This is a genomic window from Muriventricola aceti, from assembly GCF_025567565.1.
Taxonomy (GTDB): domain Bacteria; phylum Bacillota; class Clostridia; order Oscillospirales; family Oscillospiraceae; genus Lawsonibacter; species Lawsonibacter aceti.
In genome coordinates this window covers 1-17833 of the sequence record NZ_JAOQKF010000018.1, presented here as the reverse complement: position 1 = coordinate 17833, position 17833 = coordinate 1, and the positions used below count along the sequence as shown (strand labels likewise).

Sequence of the window (17833 nt, the reverse complement as noted above, 5' to 3'; positions counted from 1 at the left end):
ATAGTATGACAGTAAAAAAGAAAAAGTTTGAGCTATGGACGGTGGTCTCTCTGGTCCTGCTGGCCACCTTCCTGCTCTTCCTGGTCTACCCCATGTTTGGTCTGCTGAAGCAGTCAGTCATCACACCCGAGGGCCAGTTCTCCCTGGCGGAGTTCACCAAATTTTTCAGCAAGTCCTACTACACAGACACCATGGTCAACAGTATGCTGGTGACCGTCTCCGTCACCGCAGTCTCCCTGATCCTGGGCATCCCTATCGCCTATTTTTACTCCTTTTATAAGATCAAGGGCGCCAAAGCCCTGTTTGTCATCTCCATCTTGTGCTCCATGTCCGCCCCCTTCATCGGGGCCTACTCCTGGATCATGTTGTTGGGCCGTTCCGGCGTCATTACCCAGTTCCTGCTTGGTCTAGGCATTGACATTGGAAGCATCTATGGCTTTAAAGGTATCTTGTTGGTCCAGTCGCTCAAGTTCTTCCCCCTGGTGTTCATCTATATGAACGGCGCATTCAAGAATATCGACAACACCTTGATGGAGGCCTCCGCCAACATGGGCTGCACTGGTGTCAGCCGTCTGTTCCGCATCGTGCTGGCTCTGTCCATGCCCACCATCCTAGCCGCCGGCCTGATGGTGTTCATGCAGGCCTTTGCCGACTTCGGCACCCCTATGCTCATGGGCGAGGGCTTCCAGACCTTCCCCGTGCTGATCTACAACCAGTACCTGGGTGAGGGCGGCCAGAACTTCAACTTCGCCGCAGCCCTTGCTATGATTGCGGTCATTATCACCGCTGTGGTCTTCGGCATTCAGAAGTTCGCCACCAGCCGCTTCAAGTTTTCCATGAACGCCCTGCACCCCGTGGAAAAGAAGGACGCCAAGGGCCTGTCCGGTTTCCTGATGCATCTGTACTGCTATGTGCTGGTGGCTGTGGCCTTCCTGCCCCAGCTGTACATTATTTACCTGTCCTTCCGCAACTGCTCTGGCGCAGTCTTCAAGCCCGGCTTCTCTCTGGGCAACTACGAGGCCGCCACCAAGAAGCTGCTGGGCCGCTCTATTAAAAACACCACCGTTATGGGTATCCTGGCACTGGTCATCATCATCGTGATTGCGGTGCTCATCGCCTATCTGGTGGTCCGCCGCTCCAGCGCCCTGAACAACACCATCGATACTCTGTCTATGCTGCCCTACATTATGCCAGGCGCTGTCATTGGCTTGGCCCTGCTGATTGCTTTTGGCAAGAAGCCCTTTGCCCTCACCGGTACCATGACCATCATGATCATCGCCCTGGTCATCCGCCGTCTGCCCTACACCATCCGTTCAGCAACGGCCACGCTGATGCAGATCTCCATGAGTATCGAGGAAGCAGCCATCAGCCTAGGCGCCTCCAAGGCCAAGACCTTCGTAAAAATCACCGTCCCCATGATGGCAAACGGCATCTTCTCCGGCGCCATCCTCAGCTGGGTAGCCATTGTGACGGAGCTTTCCTCCTCCATCATCCTATATAACCAGAAGAGCATTACCCTGACTATGTCCACCTATGTGGCCATCAGCCGAGGCAACTACGGTCTGGCCGCCGCCTTCGCCGCCATCCTGACGCTGATCACCACCATCTCCCTGCTCATCTATCTGGCTGTGACCAAGTCGGAAGACGTCCGTCTCTAACCCCCTTCCCGGCTTATCTGCGGCCCTGCCGCATGTAAGTATACACCTTATTCTGAGAAGAATGAAAAGGAGAATGAACCATGAAAAAGTTACTTGCCCTTGCCCTGGCCTCTGCCATGGCCCTGTCTCTGGTTGCCTGTGGCTCCAGCGATGACAACAAGAGCGGCGGAACCTCCACCCCCAGCACCGGATCCAGCACCAGCACTGGTGCCGGCTCCAGCGCCGAGGAGCCCGTTGAGCTGTCCGGCGACCTGGTCCTCTACTCCTCCATGACCGACCCCGACCTGGATGCTCTAATCACCTGCTTCAATGAGAAATACCCCGATATTGAGGTGGAGGTCGTCAACGGCTCCGCCGGCGAGCTGACCACCCGTCTGACTGGCGAGGCATCCAACCCCGTGGGCGACCTGGTCTGGGGCGGCATGGCCGACTCCGACGGCGACCGCTACGCTGACATCTTCGAGTCCTGGGTCTCCGTGCATGATGCCGAGAATATGCCCGGCTACACCTCCCCCAACGGCCTGTACTCCATGGACCATCTGTCCACTGTCGTCTTCTGCATCAACAAGGATCTGGAGGCCGAACTGGGCCTGGAGATCAACTCCTACGAGGACCTGCTGGATCCCAAGCTGAAGGGTCAGATTGTCACCGCCGATCCCAACAGCTCCTCCTCCGCCTGGAACAACCTGTCCAACATCATGGCCGTCTACGGCATGGACTCCGACGAGGCCTGGGCCTACATCGAGAAGCTGATGCCCAACCTGGTCATCGCCGGCTCCTCCTCCGCTGGCTTCAAGAGCGTCCAGCAGGGCGAGTACGCCGTGGGTCTGACCTACGAGGACGGCGCTGTTACCCTGATCAAGGATGGCGCTGACAACATCCGTCTGCAGTACCCCGAGGAGGGCACCTCCGCCACCGCTTTCGGCGTGGCTCTGGTCAAGAACGGCCCCAACCCCGAGAACGCCAAGGCTATGATCGACTTCATCTGCTCCGCCGAGGGTCAGACCGCTCTGGCCGCCTATCAGGAGGGCACCCTGCGCTACACCAACGCTAACTATGAGGCTCCCGAGAATGCCTGGCTGGCCCCCTCCTCCGACATCAAGTGGGTGGACCGCGATGTGTCTTACCTGACTGAAAATAAGGACGCCATTCTGGAGCACTGGAATGAGCTGTGGGCTGAGGTCATGGGCTAATCCCTTTTTGGGGAAACACCTAGCTAACCTCTTCGTTTTACCTTGTAAGGATCGGGGTGGTCAGTGTTCTGACCACCCCGGTCTTTCTTGATACATCAGGGAGGATCTATTTATGCTGGAAACACTGAAACGGGAGGTCTGCGACGCCAATCTGAAGCTGGTAGAGTATGGCCTTGTTATTCTTACCTGGGGGAATGTTTCCGCTCTGTCTGAGGACGGCAAATTCGTCGTCATTAAGCCCAGCGGGGTGGATTATTCCTCCATGTGTCCAGAACAGATGGTCGTCACCGATCTGTCCGGAACCGTGGTGGAGGGCGAGCTTCGCCCCTCCTCCGACCTATTGACCCACCTAGAATTGTACCGTAGCTTTGCTGGCGTAGGCGCCGTGGTTCACACCCACTCTCCTTATGCTACGGCGCGGGCTCAGGCAGAACTGGATCTGCCGTGCTATGGAACTACTCATGCCGACTCCTTTTACGGTGCCATCCCCTGCACACGCCACCTGACCAAGCAGGAGGTGGACCAAGCGTATGAGGCCAATACCGGCCTTGTCATCGCAGAGACCTTTCGCCATCGGAAATTGGACCCCATGGCCATCCCAGGAGTGTTAGTATGCAAGCATGGTCCCTTCTCCTGGGGCGCCAACTGCAAAAAAGCTGTGGAAAATGCCCTTATCCTGGAGGAAACAGCCCGCATGGCATTGATTACGACCCAGTTCTCCCCCCAGGCCGAGCCAGCTCCCCAGTATCTTTTGGATAAGCACTATTTCCGGAAACATGGGGCCAACGCCTACTACGGGCAAAATTAACCTTTGAGCTGTTCTTGAAAGGGCGGTGAGCCTATGATCGAAGCATTGGACTATTTCCGAGAGCTGAATACAGTATCTGTTTTGCTGAGGCTGACGCTCGCCATGCTGCTCGGTGGTATGATAGGTCTGAACCGGGGTCGTAAACGGCGGCCGGCTGGCTTTCGCACCTATATGCTGGTATGCCTTGGCGCCGCCCTGACCATGATCCTGGGGCAGTACGAGCACTATATCCTCAACACCCTCTGGGAAGGACGCTATGGCCTGCGCACCGATATTTCCCGCATCGGCGCCCAGGTTATCAACGGCATCGGCTTTTTAGGTGCCGGGACCGTTCTGGTCACTGGAAAGCAGGAGGCAAAGGGCCTGACCACTGCCGCCGGTCTGTGGGCTTCGGCCTCCATGGGGTTGACCATTGGAGCTGGCTTCTACGAGTGTGTGGCTCTGGCATTTCTGCTGATCTTTCTTGCAGTCTGGCTGCTCCCCCGTCTGGAAGTTTTTATCATAGAGCGCTCCCGAAACATCAATATCTACGTGGAGTTCACCTCACTAGATGATATTGGTCAAATCATTGCCTGCATCAAAGCCCATAACTCCCATATTTATGATGTTGACATCAACCGTGACAAGGAGAGGGCTCGCCCCAGTGCCATTCTCTCCATCCGGCTGGAGGAGCGGATGCCCCACACCAAGCTTCTGGCTGATATCTCGGCGCTGGACTGCATTTATTCCATTGAAGAAACATGAGGGGGGAAGCCGCCGTGTTATCCATATTTCATGAATTGCGTGATGTCACCCTGCTCTCTGTCGCTCTGCGTATGCTGCTGGCTTCTCTCTGTGGTGGAGTCATCGGCATCGAGCGAGAGTATAAACGCCGTCCAGCCGGCTTCCGCACCCATATTCTGATCTGCCTGGGTGCCGCCATCACTACTCTGACAAGCCAGTATCTCTATATGTACATGGGCTATGATACAGATATTTCCCGCTTGGGGGCCCAGGTAGTGGCCGGAATCGGCTTTATCGGAGCTGGCACAATTATTGTCACCCGTCGTCAGCGGGTCAAGGGGCTCACCACCGCCGCCGGCCTCTGGACCACTGCCATTGTTGGTCTGGCTATCGGCAGCGGGTTTTATGAAGGGGGGCTTTTCGCCACCATTCTTGTCATGATCGCCGAGTTGGTTTTCTCCAAGTTAGAATACCGCATCCTAAACCATGCCCCCGAAATCAACCTGTACATGGAATACACAGATTCCCAATGTCTGGACCAGGTATTAGTCCTGTTCCGGGATCTGGCCGTGAAGGTGCGAAACATGGAAATCACCCGTTCAACCGGCAGCGAGCGCCATAATGCCTGCGCCATCTTTACTCTGGCGCTCAATAAAAAGCACACTGTAGAAAGTGTGCTCAACTCAGTGCTCATGGTAGAGGGAGTTATTTCCGTGGAAGAGCTGTGACCCTGAAAGCCCATCTCTGCTTCCGGCCATATGGACAGTAAGTCTTACATCGTGGGAGAGGTAACGCAAAAGAGTTACCTCTCCCACAATCTTTTAAGGTCACAGGAACCTCGCTATGCTGTCGTAGCAGATGTGAGGCGTGGGTTTTGCCTGTTAGCGCCGGATCAAATACCTTTTCCCGCACAATAATGAAAGAAACAGTGGAACCAGGACAGGGATAACGTCAACTTTCTTTGTTACGCTTAAGCATATTCCAAACAGTAGACCGGCACACGTCTAACCGCTTTGCGGCCCGGCAACGGTTGCCCGCTTCTTCCTCTAATACGAGACGCACGATGTCGTAATTGATAGCCTCCAAACTCTGATTTAGATTGACGGCGGCGAAGCCTCGAGGCAGTAACTGACTGCGTTGAGGAAGTTCCTCACGAATTAACTTGCGGACTTCTTCTGCCTGGATATAGGGACCAGGGGTAGTAAGCATCAAGGTGCGCATCATGCGGCTAAGTTGAGCCAAATTTCCATCAAATCCAAATTGCTGGAGCAGAGCCATGGCCTCGGAGGCAAATCCAATAATTCCTTTTCCCAGCTCCATATTCAGCTGGTTAATATACAACGCGGTGATACCCGGTATATCCTGACGGCGCTGACGCAAGGCAGGCAGACGCAGTACAACAGTAGAAAAATGATTTTTCAGATATGTAAGCACATATTCATCTTCTATATCAGGGCGGTCCAGCACACCAGAAAACAATAGACGGTTACGTTGGCACAGATTGCTTTGCTCCATAAAACGGAACAGCTCCTCCGCAGTTTCATTTTCCAGCCGATCCACTGAGCGTAGATAAATTGTAATTCCTGTGCGAAAGAACGGCGAACTGTCCCGGCTGAGAAGCGCCTTCCATCGCCGGGGAGTTAGCACCTGGCAGTCCACTGTCACCATCATCCGCTCATGAAAGGGCCCATTCCGGTATAGGATAGAGGCCACCGTGTCTTTTCCCGTTCCAGTCTCTCCGAGGATCAGAACGGGCCAGATACTCTGGTAATAGGCGGGTATCCTTCGGCCGATCTCCCCTACCAGCACCGCACACCCCACTCGAGATACATCGTTAAATAAGGGTTCGTTTCGGTGCGTGATGGTTACTCCCTTTCCCGTCTCCACAGGCATAGTCTGTGCCTGCCGCACCTGAATACACAGACATCGTTGTCCACAATGCTCCAATCCAAATGCCGACAGAAACAGCAGCTCTCCCTTCCATTCTAATTCTCGCTGCACGGGCTCATTTCCCACAGTCAGACAGGGAAGCATCATTTGTATCTGCTCCACCAGGCCCACCCAACCCGGTTGCTGCTCTAGGTTGGAGAAAATTAGTCTTCCGCCAGGTGTAAACAGAGATGTACCGGGTGCCAACACCCCTAGTAACTTTTGCAGCGCAGCGTTCTGCTTCTGAAAGTGTCCATATTTTGCGCACACATGGACGGCCTCATCAAAAGCGGCCGCAATGCTGGCCTCATCAGACGAGAGAAACATGGCGTTCATACCTAGTTCTTCAGCGTTGACCATACTCACCCGATCACACAGGATCAGTTCTACTCCCTGGTCCCGTAATCTCTGCAGCTCCCCCTTGATGTCGCTCTCAGCAGTGATGGTACATACCGTAAAATCATACTGCATCATAGCCGAAAGCTGCACCGCGCACTCCGTGATGCCGGAAAAGCCTACTACCGCAAACTTTTCTAAGTAATGCTGCGCTGACTTCAGACAGCGCAGCACATCATATACTGATACATCAATCTCCACTACCGGGATAGACGCGGCTGTACGCAACAATTCCGCTGTGCCCCCTCTGGAAACGATAGCATCATAGCGGTAATCAGGCTCCTCCCGTAATACCTCAAGGCAAGTCTTATAGTTACCCAGCTTTACAGTCAATTCAATATCATTGCGATTCTGTCCTACTTGTTTCATAACAGATGCCATACCCCAATAAGGCGCAATGGCCAAAATCTTGATCTTGTCCATCTCCGTCCCCTCCATCTGTCTAAATTTCAAACATTTTTTGATATTTTAACATATAGAATCACTTTTGAAAAGAAAAAATAATTCATTTTGTTTAAAAAATAGTCATTTTTTCTCATTTTCCATGTTGTTACTTTCTTTTCTAAGCTACTATACTCTATACAGTGGTAGTCCATAACGACGGATATACCAAAGAGTGTATCTCTGCGCATGAGATTCGATGTTGTCTGATTACTTTTCAAGGGAGGAACGATATTTTGAACTACCAAATTGATTTGCTAACCAAAGTATTTCCTGGCAAGTCCAGTGCCGGTGCGCTGGGACTGAGTACCTGCGCACTACTTCGTGCCCCGGGACACACCCTCCTGTTTGACACAGCGGCTCATGGGGTTATTAAGACCATCCAAAATTCTCTGGCAAGATTGGAGGTCGCACCAGAGACTGTGGACACTATTTTTCTCAGCCATATGCACTATGACCATCTGAACAATGCAGCCTATTATCCAAACGCCCAAATCATTGTGGGGCGCAGTGAATGGGAATACGCTACCACCTCCAAGGACGAGTGGACCCCATTAGAGAGCGTGCTGTACTTACAACATTGCCGTCAAGTGCGTCTGGTAGATGATGGTGAGGAAATCCTACCTGGAATCCGAGCAATCTGGACTCCGGGCCACACGCCAGGACACATGAGTCTGGCCGTTGACACTCCGAATGGTGTAGTAGTCCTGGCTGGCGACGCAGTGAAAAACCGCAGTGAACTGGAATTGGAGTATTCCGACCAGTATGTAGATCAGCAAGCCAGCACCGCCAGCATCAAAAAGATTAAGTCGATGGCTTATAAGGTTTTGCCTGGCCACGACGGCTATTTGCTGGTTCAGGACGGAAAAGTCGTTCCTGAGCAAGAATTGGTTTTGGACATTATGCTTCCGCGCGGATGTATGGACGGCGACAACGGCGTATACCATCTGTCAGTAAAGTAATTGAGAAAGGAGCGTGTATCTTCTATGGACAATACTCCGGTTATGATTTTCGGTATTATTTTCGCCTTTGTCCTTTTGGCCTATATGTGTATGAAGGGCTGGAGCGTCTTTATTTCTGCCCCCATTTGTGCTATCATTGTTTCTATCACCTCCGGGATGAACCCCCTAACCTCTATTACCGATACCTTTTTGTCCGGTACTGGAAATTATCTGGCCCAGTGGTTTGGGCTATTTATGCTAGGCGCTCTATTTGGTAAGATTATGGAGGCTTCGGGAGCGGCCGCCTCCATTGCCCGCTCTGTTACCGAACTGATTGGCCCTCAAAATGCTGTACTGGCTGTAATCCTGGCAACTTCTGTAATGACCTATGGCGGCATCAGCCTATTTGTAGTGGTATTTGTGGTCTATCCTTTTGCAGTGGATTTGTTTAAAGAAGCTGACTTACCCAAACGTCTGCTTCCTGGCTGTATTGCCACTGGTGCTTTCAGCTATACCGCCATGGCTATTCCCGGGTCTCCCCAAAATCAGAACATCATTCCTACCAATTATTTTGGAACTGACCCTACCGCCGCCCCCGTCTTGGGCTGCATTGTCGCTATCTACATTTTAGTTGTCAGCGTTTTGTATATGAATCACCGCGCCAATCAGGCCCGGAAAAATCAGGAGCACTTTGTAGCCAGCGAAAAGGATCTGGCTATTATGGAGTCCACCAAAAATATGTCCTTACCCAATGTGTGGTTGTCCATCCTCCCTTTGCTGGTAGTGGTATGTACTATCATCTTCGTGAAGTGGAATACCATGGTCTGCCTATTGCTGGGCGTACTTTTGGCCACTCTGCTGTTCTTCCCTCGGTTGAAGGGATGTATGCGTGAAACATTCAATCAAGGCGCTGCCAACTCCATGACCGCTATCATGAACACCTCCCTTACAGTTGGTATGGGCAATGTAATCCAAGCCTCTGCGGCCTTTACTATTATTTGTAACGCCATTGATACTCTTTCCAGCGGAAATGGGCTGATCTACGAGTTTATTTCTGTCAATATCCTGGCTGGAGTTACTGGTTCTGCTTCCGGCGGTCTGAGTATTGCCCTAGAAACCTTATCCGAGCGCCTGCTGGCCACCGGTCTCAACCCAGAAATTCTTCACCGTGTAGCCTCCATCTCCGCTAATGGCTTAGACTCCATGCCCTGGTGTGGAGCGGTCATGACCATGTTTGCCGTATGCGGCGTCACTCACAAAGACTCCTATCGTGATGTGGCAGTAGTTAATATTGCTATTACCGCCAGTGGTGCTATTCTGGCTATCATTTTGGGATCCATGGGTGTTTGCTGATGTCCTGCTTTGGCCAAGCTATACGGCCTTTACAAGTATTTTTTTAGAAGGGATGCTGTTATGCTTCGAAAAAGTCTTATTATCAATCCCACTGATACTGTGGCCATGGTTCTAGAGGATGCCCTCAAGGGGGACACTATCCAGACTCCTCAGGGGCAAACTGTCACTTTGTTGTCTGATGTGGAGTTTGCTCACAAGGTCAGCATTTTGGATCAGAAAAAGGGTGATCCCGTCATAAAATACGGGGAGGAGATCGGCTATCTATTGGAAGATACTCCGGCTGGTAGTTGGATTCATACCCATAATATGGACTGCGACCGTGGCACAAAATAAGGAGGGCCCTTCACTATGGAAACAACATTTATGGGATACCGTCGTCCTGACCACACAGTGGGCGTAAGAAACTATTTGGCAATCATTCCATCTGTTTTCTGCGCCAATACTACAGTGGAAAAAATTGCTTCTCAGATTCCCGGTTCCGTTCCAATGCCTCATGTAGTAGGCTGTGCTCAGGTGGGCTTTGACTTGGAGCTGACTGCCAGGACTTTGAAATCTATGGCCTGTCATCCTAACGTAGGCGCTGTATTAATTATTGGCCTAGGTTGCGAACGATTTAATCCCCAGGAGTTGCTGGATGCTGTTCGGGAAACACAAAAGCCTGTGGCTATGTTTATTATCCAAAACGAGGGAGGTACCAGCGCTACTATCCGCCGGGCCGTTGAAGCCGGGAAGGAAATGAAAGCAACGCTGGATCAGATGAAGCGAGAGCCCTGCCCCTTGTCCGCCTTGATGGTAGCCACCAAATGTGGAGGTACCGATGCTACCAGCGGCTTGGCTGCCAACCCAGCCGTGGGATGTGCGATGGACCGTCTGGTTGCAGCTGGAGGCAGTGCTATCCTTTCAGAGTGTAACGAGCTGCTTGGTACCGAGGACTATTTGGCCCGGCGGGCGGTTAGCCCAGAAGTGGCAAGAAAGGTCTATGATGCCATCTACGGAATTGAAGATGTACTGCGCAGCGGCCTGGATCCGACTTTGCCTGCCAACAGAAATTTCCTTATTTCCCGTGGCAACTTCGATGGGGGAGTGAGCAGCATCGTGGAAAAGGCCCTAGGCGGTGTACACAAGTCTGGTACCTCGCCTATCGTGGACGTCATCGAATATGCTACCCGCCCCGAATTAGATAAACATGGTTTATTCCTAATGGATTACGAGAGTCATGATGGAGAAGTAGTCACCGGTATGATTGGCTGCGGTGCCCAGCTTGTGGCATTTACCACCGGCCGGGGAAATCCTACCGGCCACCCAATCGCCCCAGTAATCAAGATCACGGGCAACTCCAGAACCTTCCACAGCATGGAAGAAAACTTTGACTTTGACGCCAGTTCGATCATCTCTGAAGGTCGGCCTGTGGATGAAGTAGGCCATCAACTGCTGGATTTGATTGTCCGGGTAGCAAGTGGTGAGTTAACCAGCGCTGAACGGTTTGGTGGCACAGAATTATTCTGTGTAGGTCGTCGTCATGGCTACCGCAGAAAGACCCGCGAAGAGCTCTGGGCAGGCCATAGTTGTCCTTTGTAATATGGAGAAATTGTTTTGCGGCCTTTTATAGCTCCATAGGCGCTACGGGATAAGATCAGTGAGGAGAGCCTCAACCACTACAAGGGAGACGTGCTTTTCTGCGGCACCCGCAATATACATAGCACCATCAATACTACGCGGGGTGTTCACCGCGGGCAAGCACATCTCTTGTCCGGAATATTACACAGCCAAAGATTTTTAAAACCACCGGCACAGCCGGTGGTTTTTTGTTGTATTAAAAGGTTGGAGAGGCAGTTGTATGCCTCTCCCGTCTTAGCAACTGGGTTCCATCTCTATTTTCTCACATATATCCTGGGTAATAGCAGGATCAAAGAGTCCTTACCTGAACGGTTCAGGTAAGCTGAAGGGGGTGATTATTTTGGAAAAGATCCAAGTAGTAGTTACGAACTAGGTCCATGGCATCCTGAATCAAGGGAGTGAGATAACCGTTTTTCTTGTAGATCAGAGAGAGCGGAATCATCAAATCTTGGGACCGCAGGTCAAAAGCCACCAATTCCGGTCGAGACATAGCATCCTTCAGCCCAGTCTCCACCATAAAGCAGAACCCCAACCCCTTAGCCACCAGCCCCAAAGCTGTACTGTTGTTGGTAGTATAAAGCCGGTCAGGAAAAAGGAGTCGGTTTCGCTCTAGAAAATTGTTCACTTGCCGGCCCACAGTCAGGCTGCGGCTGAGAGAGATCAAACGTTGTCTACTGAGAGGCTGCAGATCGAGATGCCTACCCGCCGACCACTGATCGAGAAAGTTCTGTGTTGCCTCGTTGTAACGGTTCATCACCAACAAAATGCGCTCATGGGCAATGACCTCCTGAACCAGGGTGTCTGGGATCCCAATCACAGCAGTGTTCATGATGGAAAAATCGACTTGCTCGTTGATCGTAAGGGTTGCCAGCTCGCTCACTGGAAATTCAAAGAGTGTCACCTGAGCCTGGGGATGCTGTGCCAAAAAATCGGGGAGAATTTCGGGAAGGAGGAGTGATCCCCGCCAAGTACCCAAGCCAATATTGAGCTCCTGACTGCGATTGCTGTTTAGACTACACAGGTCGGACTGGAGTTTCTGATACAAATGGTCGTTGCTCTCCAAATAACTCTGGTAAATACGTCCCGCTTCAGTAAGCTGAATGGGGTTCCGGGATCGGTCAAAGAGTTTGACTTCCAGGGCGTCCTCCAGCTTCGCAATGTACTGGCTGAGAGAGGACTGAGAAATATACAGCTTCTCCGCCGCTCTGGATATGCTTTTTTCTCTGGCGATGGTTAAAAAATATTCCGGATTTCGATTGATAACCATAAAATAAATCTCCTTCCCAGAGCAAAGCGGATACCTTGGGGCACTAAAAAAATTAACTTATATGTCTATGACTTTAACCATTGTATCACGATGTTGATTGACTGACAAGGAGGCACTTATCTGCTGCGCATTTGTTCTCATGAGCCATTTTTCATGCCAAATATCTTCTTATGTGTCCAAAATTAAATTTTTTTATGGACCCTCACCCTGTACAGAGCAGAAAAGGATAGCAGGATGAAAACACGCTCCGGCATATCATGCCGGAGCGCTGCTAATTGATTTCAATTTAATCGTTCGTTTTCTTATTGGGGCGCAAATAACTGAGGAGAACCACTGCAACCACCATCACCGCGGCCACAACGCCAGCTTTTGGCATGATAAAATCATAGATCCATACAGAGGCAGGACCGTTCATGATGAACAGGCAGACAACCTGAACCAACAGCATGGCGATTAAGCTCAACACAAAGGCAGTCAGGCAAACAGTATATATCACATCGAGCAGCTTACAAAATCCCTTCATATCTTACCCTCCCTTAAGCGTTTGCAATAGGCAGGACTCCCAGAGCAATCAGTCCGCCCAGGATTGTAATCGGAATAACGTAATGGAACACGAGTGGGAAGAAGGTTTTACCTACGTCTTTCACATCGGCTAGGCTGCAGGCGACAAAGATCGGCGGAGAACTGGGAGGAGACGCGCCCTCAGTGGACATCCAAATGAGGAAGGCGGCCAGCGCGGCCACAGGGCTGCAGCCCACACCCACCAGAGCGGTAAAAGCCACAAGGCCCGTAGCCATGGTGGTGGCTACACCGCCCAGAGGGCCTCCAACCAACGCTACCAGAGCACCCACAATGAACACCATAACCACCTTGGGCAGATCCAAAGCGGCCAGCAGAGCACTCAGATCGTCGCCAAAGCCGATGCTGGACAAAGCGCTGCTGCCGGCGATGGCGAACAAGAACACACCGCCCACTCCAAGGAAGTTGCTCTGTGTTTCTTTCAGCAGCCCGATCCAGCCGCTGACGCTGTGAGGCAGACGCTTCCAGCCCTCAATGATGGCAATAATGCTCATAAGAATGGGGACCCAGACGACAATGCTGATAGAACCAACGCCATCTTCACCAAAGGATGGAATAGATTCCAGTACGCCAGCCAAGGGGCTCAAAGTGAGAACCAGGGGGACAATAATGCTGACAAACATCATCAGTGCGGGCCAATTTTTCTTCAGGGACTCGCCCAGAGGAAGAATTTGATCCTGTGGGGTGGCCTGGATATGGTTGCGTCCGACATAAAAGCGAACCACAAGCAGACGGTAGGCCACACACCAAAGGCCTGCAGTAAGCATGGCTACATAGAAAGTATCAATGGTGACCAGAGCAGCCACCTCGGCCATACCCAGCATCAGGAACATAGCCGAACTTGCGGGGAAAGACTGACCAGAGCCGGCGTTTCCAGCAGTCAGAGTAGCGGCAAGCTCTCTGGGCCAGCCGGTCTTAACCAGCCAGGGGATAGTAATGGTACCCACAGTCGCGGCGTTGGCGGTAGAGTTGCCTGACACCAGACCCAGCATTCCACTGGCCAGTACAGCCACATAGCCTGGGCCACCGCGCAGACGACCGACAAGGGAATTAAGAATCTCAATCAATTCACCGATAATCCCTGTTTTTGTCATGATGGCCGACATAAAGACGAACATCATAGTGGCCACGAAAATTTCGTCAGTAGCTGCCGCACAGAATGCCTCTACAACCGTTGTAATGTAATTGTCGATTCCTCCAAATGCGGCCGCAACGAGAAAGCCCAGCAACATGGCCTCTGTGATAGACCGTTTGATTACTGCGTTCCACACAATAACGACAGCCAGATACACCACAAATGCCCATACGCCAATTCCAATTTCCAAAAGAACCCCTCCTTGTTATCATACTGGTACATTCAGGTTAAGGAAGCAATACACTTCCTACTCTTCTACGGTTTCACTTTTACGCGGATAGGCAATCCCCCTTTTTCTATCTACCAATCGCCTTTTGTGTCCCCTTGCCGACCATAGTTTTGTATCGTCAGCATCCCGGTTTCAGCTGGAAGCACAAAGTCGATAGTGGCTGTCATCATAACGTGTAGTCCAACATACCCCCGGCAGGCGCAGCCTGACCGGCTCTCCGCCCCTGTGCCTCAGTATTCCATAGGGTGGTCGTTGGCTTGAATATCTGCAATATTTACAGATTGACATATAAATTTTATAACATCTTTACACGTACTAAGACGGAGCAAGTTTTCCTCTCTACCCGTATGCTGCAGGGTAACAGGAGGCTATATAATGGATATTATGCACAAACTTGTCCGCTTTTAATTGTGCATTTTCATGCTTTATGGTAGCAGTAACGAGAGATAAAGTCAATTTTAAAGTTGCCAATGGCGATATTAGTAAACTCTTATAATGCCACGGCAAACCCGCACACTATAAGTTCTCGCTTATAGAAACATGTGCATTAAAGTATTGGAAAAGACGGTATCTATCAGGTATGCTGAAAAGCAGAACGAGGATGTTCACAGGCTGCCCGTGGCAATGCCAGACTGGGACTCAAAATCAATCAAATCTGGAAAGGAAGCAATCAGCATGGGAAAAATCTTAATTACAGAATCCGTTCACGCTGTAGGGCCTGACATTCTATCGAAAGCAGGACATCAGGCGGTCTATGCCGATCGGGATATGGATGTGATCCGCCGTGAAATCGTTGACGCGGACGCTGTCTTTGTTCGCATCATCGAGTTGCCCCAATCATTGCTGGAGACTGGGAAAAACCTGAAAATAGTCAGCAAGCACGGCGTGGGTGTGGATAACATCGACCTGGAATACTGCAAGAAGGCAGGGATCGCGGTCACCATTACCCCGGATGCCAACGGCCTGTCAGTCGCTGAACACGCCTTTGCTCTGATGATGTCCCTGTCTAAAAAAATCATTCCTGTCTCTAAGGCTTACAAGGAGATTGGATTTGCCGCTAAGAACACCTCCCCCTGCATGGAGATCTCCGGCAAGACTGTAGGCGTGGTAGGGCTTGGGAAAATCGGCACACGCTTTGCCAAAATGTGTCTCTACGGATTCGGCATGGAAGTGCTGGCTTATGACCCCTTTGTCACGGAGGCTCCTGAGGGAATTACACTGGTTTCCGACCTAAACGATCTGCTTTGCCGGTCTGATGTTGTCTCCCTCCACTGCTCCCTGGTAGATGGCACTCGTAAGATCATCAATCAAGAGCGGCTGTCCGTCATGAAGCCCTCCGCCCTACTTATCAACTGCGCACGGGGACCTCTGGTTGATGAAGCGGCATTGATCAGCGCGCTTCAGAGCGGCAAGCTAGCTGGCGCCGGCCTGGACGTCACCGATCCGGAGCCCGCCTCCCCAGACAGCCCTCTGTTCCAAATGGACAATGTCATCGTCACTCCTCACTATGCCCCCACCACCTTGGAGGCAGCCATGCGAGTATCCACGATTGCCGCAGAAAACATTGTGTCTTATCTTTCTGGCCGTGAGCCTGTGGGACGACTCATATAAGAGTTCTAAAACGTGAACAAACTCAATTATTTTTAACAGGTATACGAAGGAGGAAATAATTATGAGACTGGCAACTATCAAGTGGAACGATACGGAGATGGCCGGCATCGTAGCCAAGAACGGCATTCTTCCCATCCGCGCCCTGAACGCGGCCAAGGGCACCGCGTGGAAGACCGATATGCTGTCCCTGATCCAGGAGCAGCAGATCCCCGGCCTGACCGCCTGGTATAACGCCGGCGGTAAGGAGGAGCTGGAGTCCATCCCCGGCCTTGTCCCCGCTGACCAGGTGGTCTATGCTCCCCTGTACCGCAACCCGAAGCGGATCTTCGGCATCGGGCTGAACTATGTAGACCATGCCGGCGACATCGGCTCTGCCGCCCCCACCGGGTTCCCCGGCAGCTTCTTTAAGATGGCTGACACTCTGATTGGCCCCGCCGATGAAATCAAGCTTCCTACCCTGAAGGAAGCCCAGAAGACTACCGCCGAGGCGGAGCTGGGGATCATCATGGGCAAGGACTGCCGCGATGTGTCCGAGGAGAACTGGCAGGACGCCATCGTGGGCTATACCACCATCCTGGACATGACCGAGGAGTCCATCCTGAAGGGCAACGACTATGTCAGCGGCAACCCCCGCTACCTGTGTATCGTGAAAAACTTCCCCACCTTTTTCTCCTTCGGTCCCCAGCTGGTCACACCCGATGAGGTGCCCGATGTGCTGAAGCTGGAGGTCCAGTCCGTGCGCAACGGCGAGGTATACGCCAAAAATCTGGTGAGCAACATGACCCACCGTCCGGCCCGGCTGGTGTCCCTGCACAGCAGCATCCAGGGCTGGTACGCCGGCGACATTCTGTCCACCGGCACCCCCCGCGCCTTTGAGATCAACGACGGGGACATGGCCGAGTGCCGGATCTACGGTCCCGACGGCTTTGAGATGGAACCCCTGGTGAACCCCGTTGTAGACTTGAAGAAGCACCCTGAGAAAGCCTGAATCTGTACTTAAGTATTGCCAATTCTGTAAGGAGGATGAAACCCATGAAAGCCACCTTTGTTTTAACTCCCGCTGAGGCCCGCCGTCTGATCGCCAAGACGGTCATCCAGATGCCTGAATTCCAGAAGGCATGGAAGGAGGCCTATGTGCTGCTGGCCGGCGGCACCACCAACGCCTTCATCGCCCAGGAACTGCTGGGCGATAAGTCCATCGAGCCCGGACTGTGCACGGTGGGCAACAGCACCGATGGAATGCTCTGCGTCACTGAGCCCTCCAGCCGCAAGAGCTTCCCCAACGTATTCTATAAGGGACAGCCTGTGGATAAGAAGATCGACGAGGCCCTTCAGGACTACCACGCCGACACCGTCATCATCAAGGGCGCCAACGCCTTTGACCAGGATGGCCATGTGGGCATCATTACCTCCGGCTTCAATGGCGGCACCGTGCCCAACTTCATCGGCTATATGACCAGCAAGGGCCTGAAGTGGATCTGCCCTGTGGGCTATGAGAAGATGGTGCCCAGCGTGCCCGCCGCCAGCCGCGCTCTGGGCGGCGCCAACCATATCGACATCTCCATGGGTGCCGACCCCGGCCTGTACTGCCTGTCCAGCGCCGACATCGTCACCGAGGTGGAGGCCATCAAGATGATGTTCAACTGCGAGGCCAAGGTAGTTTGCGCCGGCGGCATCGGCGGAAACGAGGGCGCCCACTACTGGGCTGTGGACGGCGATGAGGCGGACATCAAGGCTCTGGTGGACTATTTGGAGAAGGAGATCAAGGGCGAGCCCCCTGTCAAGGGCAACAAGGGCAACTGCTCTAATTGCCGGTATCCTGGCTGCCGCTACAATGGCCTGCAGCCTGACCAACTGCCTGACTGGATGAAGAAGCGGGGCATCAAGAAGTAATATCGCTGACTTTTAGGGCCGCCTCGGTCGTCACACGCGACGGCCGGGCGGCCCGCCCCT

Annotated in this window: 16 protein-coding genes; 12 read left to right on the top strand and 4 right to left on the bottom strand. The window is 52.4% G+C overall.

What is annotated here, in order from left to right; all coding sequences use genetic code 11:
- Positions 1–5 precede the first annotated feature (5 nt).
- From OCV64_RS15365 to OCV64_RS15345, 5 genes are all read left to right on the top strand, one after another.
- A complete protein-coding gene (locus OCV64_RS15365) occupies positions 6–1658 on the top strand; it encodes an ABC transporter permease (RefSeq protein WP_147573426.1) in 1653 nt (550 codons plus the stop codon).
- Between the two features lie 80 nt (positions 1659–1738).
- The gene (locus tag OCV64_RS15360; protein ID WP_147573427.1) at positions 1739–2851 is read left to right on the top strand and encodes an extracellular solute-binding protein; all 1113 of its coding nucleotides are present in this window, start codon (positions 1739–1741) and stop codon (positions 2849–2851) included.
- 112 nt (positions 2852–2963) lie between these two features.
- The gene (locus OCV64_RS15355; RefSeq protein WP_317246522.1) at positions 2964–3659 is read left to right on the top strand and encodes an L-ribulose-5-phosphate 4-epimerase; all 696 of its coding nucleotides are present in this window, start codon (positions 2964–2966) and stop codon (positions 3657–3659) included.
- A gap of 33 nt (positions 3660–3692) precedes the next feature.
- A complete protein-coding gene (locus tag OCV64_RS15350) occupies positions 3693–4403 on the top strand; it encodes an MgtC/SapB family protein (protein WP_240286607.1) in 711 nt (236 codons plus the stop codon).
- 14 nt (positions 4404–4417) lie between these two features.
- Entirely contained in the window at positions 4418–5110 is a 693-nt protein-coding gene (locus tag OCV64_RS15345) for an MgtC/SapB family protein (RefSeq protein ID WP_240286606.1), read from the top strand.
- 223 nt (positions 5111–5333) lie between these two features.
- Here the strand turns inward: OCV64_RS15345 and OCV64_RS15340 are convergent, their stop codons facing one another.
- A complete protein-coding gene (locus tag OCV64_RS15340; protein WP_240286603.1) occupies positions 5334–7130 on the bottom strand; it encodes a sigma-54-dependent Fis family transcriptional regulator in 1797 nt (598 codons plus the stop codon).
- A gap of 254 nt (positions 7131–7384) precedes the next feature.
- Here OCV64_RS15340 and OCV64_RS15335 point away from each other — a divergent pair, with 254 nt between their 5' ends.
- Genes OCV64_RS15335 through OCV64_RS15320 form a run of 4 tightly spaced genes read left to right on the top strand, consistent with a single transcriptional unit; the run spans position 7385 to position 11020 of the window.
- On the top strand, positions 7385–8110 hold the full coding sequence (locus OCV64_RS15335; RefSeq protein ID WP_262670481.1) for an N-acyl homoserine lactonase family protein: 726 nt from the start codon (positions 7385–7387) through the stop codon (positions 8108–8110).
- Positions 8111–8134: 24 nt separating this feature from the next.
- A complete protein-coding gene (locus OCV64_RS15330; RefSeq protein ID WP_240286601.1) occupies positions 8135–9442 on the top strand; it encodes a GntP family permease in 1308 nt (435 codons plus the stop codon).
- A 60-nt stretch (positions 9443–9502) separates the two neighbouring features.
- Positions 9503–9775, top strand: a complete 273-nt coding sequence (locus tag OCV64_RS15325) for a UxaA family hydrolase (protein ID WP_240286599.1) — start codon at positions 9503–9505, stop codon at positions 9773–9775.
- A 15-nt stretch (positions 9776–9790) separates the two neighbouring features.
- Entirely contained in the window at positions 9791–11020 is a 1230-nt protein-coding gene (locus OCV64_RS15320; protein ID WP_186853389.1) for a UxaA family hydrolase, read from the top strand.
- Between the two features lie 352 nt (positions 11021–11372).
- On the opposite strand, the gene OCV64_RS15315 is transcribed toward OCV64_RS15320, so the two are convergent.
- The 3 genes from OCV64_RS15315 to OCV64_RS15305 form a co-directional block, all read right to left on the bottom strand.
- Entirely contained in the window at positions 11373–12326 is a 954-nt protein-coding gene (locus OCV64_RS15315) for a LysR family transcriptional regulator (RefSeq protein ID WP_147573431.1), read from the bottom strand.
- Between the two features lie 286 nt (positions 12327–12612).
- The gene (locus OCV64_RS15310) at positions 12613–12849 is read right to left on the bottom strand and encodes a hypothetical protein (protein WP_262670480.1); all 237 of its coding nucleotides are present in this window, start codon (positions 12847–12849) and stop codon (positions 12613–12615) included.
- A 13-nt stretch (positions 12850–12862) separates the two neighbouring features.
- Complete coding sequence (locus tag OCV64_RS15305) at positions 12863–14230, bottom strand: TRAP transporter large permease subunit (protein WP_147573433.1); 1368 nt, start codon at positions 14228–14230, stop codon at positions 12863–12865.
- A 714-nt stretch (positions 14231–14944) separates the two neighbouring features.
- On the opposite strand from OCV64_RS15305, the gene OCV64_RS15300 reads away from it, so the two are divergent.
- From OCV64_RS15300 to OCV64_RS15290, 3 genes are all read left to right on the top strand, one after another.
- Positions 14945–15880 (top strand): hydroxyacid dehydrogenase, encoded by a 936-nt coding sequence (locus tag OCV64_RS15300; protein ID WP_262670479.1) that lies wholly within the window; start codon positions 14945–14947, stop codon positions 15878–15880.
- A 61-nt stretch (positions 15881–15941) separates the two neighbouring features.
- Positions 15942–16868: a fumarylacetoacetate hydrolase family protein gene (locus tag OCV64_RS15295; protein ID WP_262670478.1), complete on the top strand. Its 927-nt coding sequence runs from the start codon at positions 15942–15944 to the stop codon at positions 16866–16868.
- Between the two features lie 44 nt (positions 16869–16912).
- Positions 16913–17773 carry a hypothetical protein gene (locus tag OCV64_RS15290; protein WP_147571170.1) on the top strand — a complete coding sequence of 287 codons (861 nt, stop codon included), beginning with the start codon at positions 16913–16915 and terminating at the stop codon, positions 17771–17773.
- Positions 17774–17833: the final 60 nt, after the last annotated feature.

What these genes read in the sequence shown, in the direction of transcription:
- OCV64_RS15295 (WP_262670478.1), top strand. Translation starts at nt 15,942, where the DNA reads ATGAGACTGGCAACTATCAAGTGGAACGATACGGAGATGGCCGGCATC.
- OCV64_RS15330 (WP_240286601.1), top strand. Translation starts at nt 8,135, where the DNA reads ATGGACAATACTCCGGTTATGATTTTCGGTATTATTTTCGCCTTTGTC.
- OCV64_RS15300 (WP_262670479.1), top strand. Translation starts at nt 14,945, where the DNA reads ATGGGAAAAATCTTAATTACAGAATCCGTTCACGCTGTAGGGCCTGAC.
- OCV64_RS15355 (WP_317246522.1), top strand. Translation starts at nt 2,964, where the DNA reads ATGCTGGAAACACTGAAACGGGAGGTCTGCGACGCCAATCTGAAGCTG.
- OCV64_RS15350 (WP_240286607.1), top strand. Translation starts at nt 3,693, where the DNA reads ATGATCGAAGCATTGGACTATTTCCGAGAGCTGAATACAGTATCTGTT.
- OCV64_RS15315 (WP_147573431.1), bottom strand. Translation starts at nt 12,326, where the DNA reads ATGGTTATCAATCGAAATCCGGAATATTTTTTAACCATCGCCAGAGAA.
- OCV64_RS15320 (WP_186853389.1), top strand. Translation starts at nt 9,791, where the DNA reads ATGGAAACAACATTTATGGGATACCGTCGTCCTGACCACACAGTGGGC.
- OCV64_RS15310 (WP_262670480.1), bottom strand. Translation starts at nt 12,849, where the DNA reads ATGAAGGGATTTTGTAAGCTGCTCGATGTGATATATACTGTTTGCCTG.
- OCV64_RS15360 (WP_147573427.1), top strand. Translation starts at nt 1,739, where the DNA reads ATGAAAAAGTTACTTGCCCTTGCCCTGGCCTCTGCCATGGCCCTGTCT.
- OCV64_RS15290 (WP_147571170.1), top strand. Translation starts at nt 16,913, where the DNA reads ATGAAAGCCACCTTTGTTTTAACTCCCGCTGAGGCCCGCCGTCTGATC.
- OCV64_RS15325 (WP_240286599.1), top strand. Translation starts at nt 9,503, where the DNA reads ATGCTTCGAAAAAGTCTTATTATCAATCCCACTGATACTGTGGCCATG.
- OCV64_RS15365 (WP_147573426.1), top strand. Translation starts at nt 6, where the DNA reads ATGACAGTAAAAAAGAAAAAGTTTGAGCTATGGACGGTGGTCTCTCTG.
- OCV64_RS15340 (WP_240286603.1), bottom strand. Translation starts at nt 7,130, where the DNA reads ATGGACAAGATCAAGATTTTGGCCATTGCGCCTTATTGGGGTATGGCA.